Source organism: Tunturibacter gelidoferens (assembly GCF_040358255.1).
In the GTDB taxonomy this organism is placed as follows: domain Bacteria; phylum Acidobacteriota; class Terriglobia; order Terriglobales; family Acidobacteriaceae; genus Edaphobacter; species Edaphobacter gelidiferens.
In genome coordinates, this window is the sequence record NZ_CP132938.1 from 1,695,390 (window position 1) to 1,707,152 (window position 11,763).

An 11,763-nucleotide genomic window follows, 5' to 3' on the forward strand; every position below is an offset into this window, starting at 1 on the left:
GATAGCAGACATTGAGGCGCAGTGTTTATTAGACACAGAAGTGCAGATAGTGACCTGCTTCCACAGATTTAGAGGAACGCGCACCAAGCCGGAATATCCAAGGCGACCAGCCGATGTACCTGCCGATTGATCGAAGTTGCCTCCGGTTAGCAGGAGGTTATCGAAACGCAACGTTTTCATCGCTTTTTTGTTTGCAAGCGTAAGTCCATTGTCAGCAATAACCTGCAGTATAGAGAGCAAAAGCGACCCCGGTTGTAAGCTTGCTCTGCAAGGTTGTGTTTTGAAAGCAGCTTTCCTGATGCCTCAGTACTGCCGTCCCGCGATAGAGATTGCGAGTGCCGATAGCGATATATCCAACAGATCCTCTTAAGGTTCAGTAAACTTGCGATGCCTACTCCTTGACACCAGCGGGAACCCCGGCGTTGTTGCAAGCGTTGAAGGTTCCAAATCTCCCACCACCGAATCGAAGGAGCATGGAGTGCACAGGTGATTAAGCGAAGATCTTTCAACGCGCTGAACTTGAGTCTGGCTCTCTCGCTCTCACTGCTTCTGACGGCGTGCAACAAGTCAGCGCCATCGCAGGCACAGGCGAGTACACCGGTTGGACAACCGGTACCCGTACCGCTTACGCGGTTCCAGCCGTCGGTCGCTAACGGAACACCCGCTCCTCATATCGCGCCCGTAGGCATGGTTTGGATTCCAGGAGGTGAGTTTTCGATGGGTGCGGCAGATGCACCTGATGGGGATGAGGTAGGCATGCAGGCCACGCGCGATTCACGGCCCATCCACCAGGTCTATGTGGACGGCTTCTACATCGACAAGACCGACGTAACTAACGCCCAGTTCGCAAAGTTCGTTCATGCCACCGGTTACGTGACCGTGGCAGAACGCAAGCCTCGAGCAGAGGACTTTCCCGAAGCTCCTCCAGAAAATCTAATTGCAGGATCGGTGGTCTTCACCCCGCCCGATCATTCCGTGCCGTTGAACGATCACTTCCAGTGGTGGAGTTTCGTACACGGAGCTGACTGGCGGCATCCGACTGGTCCGAAGAGCAACATTAATGGTAAGGACAACTATCCTGTAGTCCAGGTGGCCTACGAGGATGCGGAAGCCTATGCAAAATGGGCCGGACAGCGACTCCCCACAGAGGCGGAATGGGAGTTTGCCGCTCGCGGCGGACTTGCAGGTAAGCCCTTTGTCTGGGGCGATGAGTTTCGTCCCAAAGGGAAGTGGATGGCAAACACCTACCAGGGACATTTTCCCAACTCCGACACCGGAGAGGACGGCCACGTGGGTCTCGCCCCCGTAGCCAGCTTCGCTCCGAACGGATACGGCCTATATGACATGGCTGGAAACGTCTGGCAGTGGACCAGCGACTGGTATCGCCCGGATTACTATCGTCAATTAGATGCATCCGGTAAGGTCGCGCGCAATCCGCAGGGCCCCGATGCCTCTTTCGATCCAGCCGAACCCAACGAACCCAAGAAGGTTCATCGAGGTGGTTCCTATCTTTGCACGGATCAATACTGCTCGCGCTATATGGTCGGGACACGAGGCAAGGGCGAAGTCAGCACCGGCACAAACCATCTCGGATTTCGTTGTGTCAAAAATGGGACGTAGGGTGGTTCTTGATGTGCGTCTGTGTCGATGGCGATAACGAGAGAACAGATTTCCAAATCCAAATGCCGGGAGCTGCCGAACTCCAAAAACCTGAACAGAACCATCTTGAGTTTCGATAACGGAGTATTCGTGAATCCTAGGGGCCATCAAGATCAAGCGTATAAAGATTACCCGTCCGAGTTCGTGATCGCACGATCGGTACGCTCTCCAGCGTCAGGCCGCAGAAAAAATAGTCTTCCGTATCTCCCCCGTTGAAGTTTGATAGATTCGCAATCTGCTCCAGTCGACCATCTGGAATCGACGCACGGTAGATCGGCTGCATCTCGGCCGACGATGCGTGAAAGAAGATCGCCTTACTATCCGACGACCAGACAGGATCCGCGACCGTAGTCTCCGCGATCGTCCGCCAAGTGTGCAGTACCGTATCAAAAAGCGAGAGCTTACGTTGGTCCAGCGAGACTGCGGCAATATAACGTCCGTCCGGCGACCATCGTGGACTGAACCACCCCTCGGATCCAGGGACCGTCGACAACGCGTGAGTGCGTAGATCGAAGATCTGAATGGCTCGTGGCCCATCCTCTTTTCCCATAATATCGGTCACGCGCCCAAAGGCGATCTGCTGCCCATCCGCAGACCAGGATGGGTCCGCTGCATTACGGCTCTCTCGCAGAAGTCTCTCGGGTGCCCCGCCATCCGCAGGCACCAAATAGATCTGCCATGCTTTACCCGACTCCTTTGCCATCACTGCGATCCTTTTTCCATCGGGCGACCAATGGGCGAGAAATACCTGCAAAGAGTCCGGTGTTATCTGGATCAACTCCGACCCATCCGCCTTCGCCCGCCATAGCTTTCCCGATGCATCAGTCCAGATGACCCACTGTCGATCGCGCGAATACTCAATCCTGTTTGCCTCCGCGAGGAATCCCGGCATTGCTACAAATTCGTGTCGGCCAGCGTCGTAACGCTGAAGAAGGGACTCGGTTTCGAGCCCCAGGAAGAAGATCCGATGCCCGTTCCGCGAGGTCACTGGCCCAACAAAGCTCAACGGCCCATTCGTCACTCGTTTCGGTTCGCCGATACTCTCTCCCTCAAGCCGCCAAAGATCGCTGCTTCCTCCACGGTCCGATTGAAAGACAAAGTACTTCCCATCGCCGGTCCAGATTCCACAGCACTCCGACGAAGGCTTGGTCCAATTACCAAGAATCGGACGAATCGACGTGCCATCGCTCGACGCCTCCCAAAGCCCCAACGTGTGTTTTATCGGGTCAAGGAGAGTGAATCTCAGAACTTTCCCGTCAGGCGACCAGCGCAACCAGAATGCGCGCTCAGGCAATTTGGCGAACACGGAAGAGGAGCCATCTTGCGGTCTGTTGATCAGCAACTGGTTGCCAGTGGCGTAGAGAATGCTCTTGCCGTCAGGCATCCATGTCGCATCGTGAGCCACAACATTGGCCACCCGCAGCGCACTGCCTCCACCAACCGGTACCGTCCATAGGGACTGCTCCGACTCCGGAGATAAATGATTTCGCAACAGCAGCGTGGACCCATCGGGAGACAGGTCTCCAAGCGTGGCGGAAGAGATCTCGCTCGGCAGCGGAAGGTTCTCGACCGCCCCAGTGCGCACATCTACCTGCGCCAGAACGGATCTGCCTCCTGAAATCACTGGTATATAGATGCGTAGCCCATCCGTCGCCGAGGCCGGAAGGCTCTCCATGGCCTGCACGCCCGGCGCAATCCGTCCGGTCCGCGTCAGGCGCTCGATACGCGGTAGAGGTCCCGAGCTTCGAGAGCCGTAATAAAACCCAGCCAAACCCGCCAGGACTCCCACCGGGATCCATAGCCAGAACCCGAACACCTTGCGACGCCGACGCATTAGATCAAGTTCGTTCGGAAGGGAGGAGACCTCAATTTGAGGAGCAGTCCCCGGCTGCCCTTCCAACACGACCGGGGCCGAGCCAGACTCCGAAGTGAGCTCAAGGTTTATCGACTCAGTCGACTTGATCGCTGAAGTTCCACTCAGCACCGTAACAGGCGCGATGAACCGGTAACCGCGCTTTGCCAGCGTTTCCACAAATCGCGGATTATCTGCTGTGTCCCCTAGAGCATCCCGAATCTTATTAATCGCAGTGCCAATGGAGTGATCAAAGTCGACAACTATGTTCTTGCCCCACACCCGAACCTGCAACTCCTCCCGGGTGACCACGTCGCCGGCTTTCTCTAGCAGTACGGCCAGCACCTTGAAAGGCTGACTTTGAAGCTTGATCTTTCGACCCGCCTTCCAAAGTTCGCCGGTCTGAAGATCAGCCTCATAAACTCCGAATCCGAATCTGGAGGCGACTTCAGGATGAGAGAGCATAACCAAGTTCCTTGTAGTCAAACTTTATCACGCTGAAAACCACCTCATCGGATCAACTGCCTGTTGATGACCCTCAAGAATGCTTAGACGAATCAATCACTTACTAGGTGATCAAAGATTTATCGAAAATGGGTGACTAGGCGATGGCGAGGAACCCAAATAAATTGCCATCGTTTTCCCGCGACCCTGAATTGCACCGCGATTACACCATTCAGGTTGCACCTCTGGAGGCCTCACCATGCACACTGATCTCAACCGACATCGGCAGACACTCGCCGGCAAATTATTACTGCTCCTCTGTCTGCTGCTCTTCCCAGTCCTCGGGCTGCGGGCCCAGACAGACACAGGTCGAGTCACTGGTATTGTTACCGACCCCTCTGGTGCCGTCATCCCGGGTACCACGCTCAAACTCATTAATACTGACACTGGCATTACGCTTTCCGTAACCGCTGGGAACGACGGAAATTTCACCTTCTCCGCCGTCCCCCGTGGCAACTACCGCGTTGAAGCCAGCCACAGCGGATTTCAGAGCGTCAATCAGTCCTTCGCTCTACAGGTCTCCCAGGTCCAGACCATCGAGTTCAAAATGACCATCGGCTCCTCCAACGAAACCGTTGAGGTAACCGATGCCGCTCCAGTCGTCGACGTCTCTACCTCATCCACCGGAGCTGTCATTGAGGGCAAGCAGGTCACCGATCTCCCTCTCAACGGCCGCAACTTTACCAGTCTTGCCAATCTGATCCCCGGTGTCACCCGCGGAGCCTTCAACTCTGACGCCAGCGGCCGCAACGGTAACGTCGAAACCTTCCGCTATTCAGACTCCGGCGGTGGCGCTCTCTCGGTCAACGGACTCCGTCAGCAGTCCAACAACTTCATCCTCGATGGAGTCGACAACAACGAATCTCTCGTAAATTCCATCGTCTTCTTCACCCCGCCCGAAGCCATCCAGGAGTTCCGGGTCACCACATCCGTTGCCCCCGCAGAGTTCGGTCGCGCCGGCGGTGCCATCCTTCAGAACTCCGTCAAATCCGGAACCAACAGCATCCATGGCTCGGCCTTCGGATACTTCCGCGATCAGATCTTCGACGCCAACCCCCTTTACTTCAATCCCGGCAATCCAGCGCCAGCCTTTCAGCGCAAACAGTTCGGCGTTGCCGCAGGGGGACCCCTCTGGAAAGACAAGATCTTCCTCTTCGGCGACTACCAGGCACTCCGTCAGAAACAGCCAAAGGACACCGGCTTCTACACCGTCCCCACAGCACTTATGCGTCAAGGCAACTTCTCCGAGTTGCTCGGTCAAAACGTCACCAGCAATCCCGGGGCCTTCTCTTCGGCAACCGGTTGCCCCGCACCAGCCGCAAACGCGACGCTTGTGGTCGGAGCCATCTACGATCCGACAACGTGCCAGCCCTTCGCCGGAAATATCATCCCGCAAAATCGCATCAACTCCGCCGGTCTAAAGTACCTCAACGCGTTCGACGCACCCACCCGCGGCGGCATCCTGAATAACTACTTCGCAGTCCGTAAAGCGATCCAGAACTTCAACGACTTCGACGTGCGCCTCGACTATCACGTCTCCCAGAAGGATTCGATCTTCGTCCGTTACAGCTACGGCCAGGACAACCTCAACGTCAACAGCCTCTTCACCAACCTTCCGGCAGGTTTTGCCTCCGGCGCCAACGTAAACCACCCACGCGGTGGAGCGGCCGGGTACACCCACATCTTTACCTCTAATCTCGTCAACGAATTTCGCTTCGGCTACATCCGTCCCGAGTTCGCCTACATCAACCCCGACCAGGGCACACCCATCTCCGCCAATCTCGGCATCGTCAATGCAAACCGCAACCCCCTTCTGGGAGGCGGCGCTCTTATCGGCGGCAGCAACACGCAGATCGAGTACACCGGTGACGGCGGTCCCTACTCCGTCCCCGAGAAAACCTTCCAGTACCTCGACAGCGTCACCTACACCCGCGGCAAACACACCATGAAAGCCGGCGCCAACGTCCTGCGCCGCGAGGTTGACTTCTTCCAGGGGAATGACTCCAAAGGCTACTTCGTCCTGGGCGGAGTGAACTATCCCGGAACGGGACGCTTCACAGGATATGAAACCTCCGAGATCCTCGCTGGCTTCTCCGACTATGAGATCGGTGCAGCCAGCACCTTCTTCAAAACCTTCAACTACGAGACCGGCTACTTCGTCCAGGACGATTGGAAGGCGACCCGCAGGCTTACTCTCAACCTCGGCATTCGCTACGATCTCTATACCTACCCGTACGAGCAGAACAACAACCAGGCGAACTATGACTTTGCCACTGCATCCCTCCAGGTTGCAGGCGTCAACGGGAACTCACGCTCGCTCATTAATACCGACAAGAACAACTTCGCACCGCGTATCGGCTTTGCCTACGATCTCTATGGCAACGGTAAGACCTCACTCCGAGGCGGCTACGGCATCTTCTACTTCCTCGACCGTGGCGGCGTCGGCAACCAACTCTCCAACCAGCCCGGCTTCAATGGAGTCAATCAGTACGCCGCGACCAACGGCTATCGCATCACCTTCACAGGTCAAAGCCCAACCACTCCTAACGACGCAGCCAGCGCAACCGCAGCTCTTCCCATACCTGCCTTCGGACCAGGTGCGATCAACTCCATCAACCTGTCGAACGCTACCGTCATCGCCGTGCCAAAGAACAATCAGAACGGTTCGGTGACGCAATACAACCTGCAAGTCCAGCAGCAGCTCGATCACGCGACCTCGCTCAACATCGCGTATGTCGGCAACAAATCCGATCACCTGATGACCTGGTACAACGCCAACTCGCCTGTCCTCGACGGCACCACGAAGGGCCTCTTCCCCAACCGCGGCACCATCACCGAGGGTCTGGCTGGCGGTTCCTCAAAGTATGACGGCCTGCAGATCTACCTTGACCGCCACGTCGGCTCGAGCTTCCTTGCAACCGTCGCGTATACCTGGTCTCACACCCGCGACAACTCGAGTGGAGCCTTCAGTTCAGGCGCAGGCGCAAGTTCCAGCGGACGCATCTTCATCACCCAGCAGGGAGTCGATCTCCCTGCCAACTACGGCAACTCCGACCAGGATCAGCGTAACGTCTTCGTCGCCAGCGCCGTCTACTCGCTGCCCGTCGGCCGAGGCAAGATGTTCGGTTCAAACATGAGCCATGCGCTCGACGAGGTCGTCGGCGGCTGGCAACTCAACACTATCGTCACCCTCGACAGCGGTACGCCGATCGACCTCAACACCACCGGCAGCCCAGGAACCATCGACAACCGGCCAGACCTCATCAGCTTCAGCAAGGTATCCCGCCAGTTAGTCGGTGGCTCGACCAACTCCAACAACCGCACCTTCTTCACTGGTGTCTTCGCGACTCCGCCCATCAACTCTTCCGGCATCTTCACCCGTCCGGGAACACTACAGCGCAACGCCTTTGCGGGGCCCGGCTACAAGACCGTGGACCTCGGTCTCTTCAAAGGTTTCCACATCACCGAACGAGTCAACGCAGAATTTCGCGCTCAGGCTTATAACCTCTTCAACACACCGCAGTTCGGCAACCCCGACACCAACATCCGCGACGGCGTCAACGTTCCCGGATCGACAACCATCTTCACCACCGGCGCAAACGCGAGCGGTGCAAATAACGGCTTCGGCAGCATCAACAGCATTCGCCTCAACACCGAACGCCAGCTTGAGCTCGCCGCTCACATCAACTTCTAGCCCGCAGCAACCTCAGGCGGCATCATTGAGCTAGTCTCGTGGTGCCGCTGTTCTCCCCGGCAAACCAGCCGCCACTCTTGCCTCTTGAGATTCCGTCCATGCGCCGTATTCTTGTAGCTCTTTTATTCACCGTATCGGCGTTCGCCCAATCTCCTCGCATCGAGAAGATCGATCCACCCAACTGGTGGGCCACTATGCCTGCGCCCATGCTTCTCGTCAAAGGCGAGAACCTCACCGCCGCGCACTTCACCCTAAGCGACGCATCGCTGCACATCAACAAACTCGTCATCTCCGCCAACGGCCACTACGCGCAACTCTGGCTCTCTGCCTCACCCGCGCACTCTCAAACAATCCAGATCAACGTCCGCACACCCAACGGCCGAACCTCGAGCCGCTACTCCTTCGCGTCCCGCCGCAGCTCCTCCGACAGCTTTGCCGGCTTCTCCTCCAAAGACGTCATGTACCTCATCATGATCGACCGCTTCGCCGACGGAGATCCCACCAACGACGGCCCCGACCACGCCGCCGAACTCGCCAAACCCCGCGGCTGGCATGGCGGAGATCTTCGCGGCATTACCCAACACCTCGACTACCTTCAGCAGCTCGGCATCAATACCGTCTGGATCACACCCGTCTACCAGAACCGCGGTAGTCAGAGCTATCACGGCTACGGCGCTACCGACATGTACGCCGTCGACGACCACTTCGGCACCCTCGCCGATCTCAAGGACCTCGCCGCCGCTCTACACGCCCGCCACATGAAGCTCGTCCTCGACACCGTTCCCAACCACATCGGCCCCAACCATCCCTGGGTTCGCGACAGCCCCGACCCCACCTGGTTCCACGGCACCCTCGAGCATCACACCATCGCCCAGGGCGACTTCGCTCCCCTCACCGACCCCCACGCTCCCTGGCGCGACCAGCACAACGTAACCGAAGGCTGGTTCGCCAACACGCTTCCCGACCTCAATCAGGAAGATCCCGCCGTAGCCCGCTACCTCACACAGAACTCCATCTGGTGGATCGAGCAGGGCGGCCTCGACGGTCTGCGCATCGACACCTTCCCATACGTCGCTCGCCCTTTCTGGCAGGGCTTCCACGCTCAGCTCCATGCACTCTATCCGCACCTCACCACCGTCGGTGAAGTCTTCAACAGCGATCCCACCATCACCTCCACATTCGCTGGCGAAGTCACCCGCACCGGCGTCGACACCGGCCTCGACACCCCCTTCGACTTCCCCTCATACTTCGCCCTCCGCGACGTCTTTCTCAAAAACGCGCCCATGACCAGGCTGGCCGACGTCCTTCGCCTCGACAATCTCTATCCGCACCCCGAGCGCCTTATCCCCTTCATCGGCAATCACGACACAGCCCGCTTCCTTAACGACCCCGCGACAACCCCGCGCACACTCGAGCTCGCCTTCACCATCCTCACCACCATGCGCGGCATGCCACAGATCTACTCCGGCGACGAGATCGCCATGCACGGCGGCGAAGATCCCGACAACCGCCGCGACTTCCCCGGCGGCTTCGTCCCCGCTCCTGGCGCTGTGCAGAACGACGCCTTCAACCCATCCTCCCGCACTCCCGAGCAGCAGCAATCCTTCGCCACACTTCAAACTCTCCTCGCTCTCCGCCGCTCTCATCCAGCCCTCCAGACCGGAGACGAGCAACTCCTCCACGCTGACCAGAACGTTCTCGTCTACGTCCGCACCCTCCACACCCCCACCCAGCCCAGCCAACGCATTCTCGTCGCGATAAACAAAGCCGCCCAGCCCTCCGACACCATCGTCAACATCGAGGCCACCGCACTCGAAGGCGCTCAACAGGCCAACACCCTCTACGGATCCTCCGAGGCAACGCTAACCACAAACACCCTCACCCTTCACCTCGCACCTCAAACAGCCGCAATCTTCGACCTCAAGTAGAAAGTTCCAACTGTTCAAAATTCTGAGTGCCCCATCCTTCGCGTCTTTTGCGAAGAGTGGGATGAAGCCCGCCAGTACTGCCAAGCCCACCGGCCTAAAACGCTTCGAGCAGACCAAACAACTCCCCCTGCCAGGCCGCGTTTTTGAAAGCATCAACCCCTCCATCAACTCACAAGACGCCGTCCAAAAAACTCTCCAACAAACTCGCGGACAAAGATGTCTCCATAGACCCGCCAACTCTTCCGCCCCACGTCGAGGTCTATAATCTCGGCTACCATAAACTTTGGAGGTCTCTCGTGAAAAAGCTCGTAGCTCTCACCACCCTCGCACTCGCCTTGACCACCGCAGGCGCCTACGCCGAGTCCTTCAAGGGCTTTGTCTCCGACACCATGTGCGCCAACAAAGGCACCAAAAACAGTGCCGACTGCGCAGCCAAGTGCATCAAGGGAGGCTCCGCCCCCGTCCTCGTCGTCGGCGACAAAGTCTACAAGATCACCAACCCCGACACTCTCGTCCCCCACGCAGGCCACGACGTCACGGTCGAAGGCACTCTCAAGGGAGACTCCCTCACCGTCGAATCCGTCAAAATGTAATCAGGCTTCGATCGGGCTGCTGAGCCAAATTCACGAGAAGGGCGCTCTGATTCAGATCAAGTAGCCCGACACAGTTACGAACAACGTACCCGTCGACCCACCCGGGCTGTATCCCGTGACGACGATAAACGTCCCCGGGTCAGCGTACAAACGCACCGCCTGCAGAGCGGCATAAAAATCGTAGCCATTAGAGCTCTGAGCATAGGCAAAGGTTAGTGGGACAAACAAACTAACGTTATTGCCCCCACAGGTGTAGTTCACGAAAGCCTCGAGCTGACTCCCCGGCGGACTCACGTCCAACTGCACACTCAAGGTCTCCACCACCAGGTGTCTCCCGGCCGGCACTGCGATAGACGGCGACCCAGTTGCTCCAAAAGGATTTGCCGGTAAGCCCGTTACAGATGCAACGGCGCTAACTACATCAACCTTCTCCATAAACGCCTCCAAGGTATCCCAATTTGCCGCTCAACCGAAAAGCAACACGGTCACCAGCTTCGAAAACGGCTCAAGAATCCAGAGACGCGGGCTGTCGGCAGCAGCCCATGAGCGCCACAACCAAACTGTAAACTGTCTAAGGACAATACATATGACAGCAACTCCAATGATCGGTAAACCGGTGGCGGATGCCATCGTAACAAAAGTAGTAGCAGATGTTGCCTATCTGAAAGAAACCTACGACGTTGTCCCTCAATTGAGGGTCATACAGGTCGGAACAGATGCTTCCTCCGAAGTCTATTTGCAAAACAAAATAAAGAGCTTCTCCAAGATCGGCATCCAAGTGCGGCCCCACACCTTTGAGTCATCCGTCAGTGCGGCCGAGGTAGAAGACCTGGTGAGTGCCTTGAGTGAGGACAAGTCCGTTCATGGAATCATGATCGGATTACCGCTTCCAACTCACATCGAAAATGCCGCCGGTTCCGCAAGAGGTAAATTCGATATCTTCGACCGGATACATCAATTCAAAGACGTCGATGGTGTCTCTCGCCATTCGACGGCAGAACTCTATCGAGGCCAACTGGAACGCCTGACGTTCCTACCCTCTACGGCTCTGGCCGTAAGTCGAATACTAAAGTTCTACGGTGTCGAAACTGCAGGAAAGCGGGTCGTAGTCGTGGGCAGGAATGACATCACCGGCAAGCCGATTCACCACATGTTGGGCGGCCGCATGGGAAACGCAACGGTCTCCTGGTGCCACCGCTTTACACCGAAGGAGACGCATGACGACCTGACGAGAGCGGCGGATATAGTCATTACCTGTGTCGGCAGCGCTCGATATCAGTTGAAAGCAGATGTTCTTCGCAGCGGATCCACAGTGATCGACGTTGGCACTCGAGTCGACAAGAACGGCAATCTGATCGGTGACGTCGATTTCAATGAGGTCAAACAGGTGGCAGCTTTCTTGACGCCTGTACCCAGGGGAGTCGGACCCGTTACCGTCGCATGTCTGATGGAAAACGTAATTAGGGCTACGAAGTTTTGCGTTGGAGAAGATGTGCGCGGATACCAACTCTAGGCCAATCCTATGTGCGTCAC

The 11,763-nt window shown here is 57.2% G+C and carries 7 protein-coding genes; 5 read left to right on the forward strand and 2 right to left on the reverse strand.

Annotated features, from left to right (window positions below; all coding sequences use genetic code 11):
• The first annotated feature begins 486 nt into the window (after nt 1–486).
• Nucleotides 487–1,620: a formylglycine-generating enzyme family protein gene (locus tag RBB81_RS07780; protein ID WP_353073279.1), complete on the forward strand. Its 1,134-nt coding sequence runs from the start codon at nt 487–489 to the stop codon at nt 1,618–1,620.
• A 136-nt stretch (nt 1,621–1,756) separates the two neighbouring features.
• On the opposite strand, the gene RBB81_RS07785 is transcribed toward RBB81_RS07780, so the two are convergent.
• Nucleotides 1,757–3,976: a winged helix-turn-helix domain-containing protein gene (locus RBB81_RS07785; protein WP_353073280.1), complete on the reverse strand. Its 2,220-nt coding sequence runs from the start codon at nt 3,974–3,976 to the stop codon at nt 1,757–1,759.
• A 238-nt stretch (nt 3,977–4,214) separates the two neighbouring features.
• On the opposite strand from RBB81_RS07785, the gene RBB81_RS07790 reads away from it, so the two are divergent.
• The 3 genes from RBB81_RS07790 to RBB81_RS07800 all read left to right on the forward strand — a co-directional run bounded on the left by RBB81_RS07790 (nt 4,215) and on the right by RBB81_RS07800 (nt 10,230).
• On the forward strand, nt 4,215–7,709 hold the full coding sequence (locus RBB81_RS07790) for a TonB-dependent receptor (RefSeq protein ID WP_353073281.1): 3,495 nt from the start codon (nt 4,215–4,217) through the stop codon (nt 7,707–7,709).
• 98 nt (nt 7,710–7,807) lie between these two features.
• On the forward strand, nt 7,808–9,637 hold the full coding sequence (locus RBB81_RS07795) for an alpha-amylase family glycosyl hydrolase (protein WP_353073282.1): 1,830 nt from the start codon (nt 7,808–7,810) through the stop codon (nt 9,635–9,637).
• A gap of 296 nt (nt 9,638–9,933) precedes the next feature.
• The gene (locus RBB81_RS07800; RefSeq protein ID WP_179581416.1) at nt 9,934–10,230 is read left to right on the forward strand and encodes a hypothetical protein; all 297 of its coding nucleotides are present in this window, start codon (nt 9,934–9,936) and stop codon (nt 10,228–10,230) included.
• 51 nt (nt 10,231–10,281) lie between these two features.
• On the opposite strand, the gene RBB81_RS07805 is transcribed toward RBB81_RS07800, so the two are convergent.
• The gene (locus RBB81_RS07805; protein WP_353073283.1) at nt 10,282–10,665 is read right to left on the reverse strand and encodes a hypothetical protein; all 384 of its coding nucleotides are present in this window, start codon (nt 10,663–10,665) and stop codon (nt 10,282–10,284) included.
• Between the two features lie 181 nt (nt 10,666–10,846).
• Between RBB81_RS07805 and RBB81_RS07810 the strand changes: the two genes are divergently transcribed.
• Nucleotides 10,847–11,743 (forward strand): bifunctional 5,10-methylenetetrahydrofolate dehydrogenase/5,10-methenyltetrahydrofolate cyclohydrolase, encoded by an 897-nt coding sequence (locus RBB81_RS07810; protein ID WP_353073284.1) that lies wholly within the window; start codon nt 10,847–10,849, stop codon nt 11,741–11,743.
• Nucleotides 11,744–11,763: the final 20 nt, after the last annotated feature.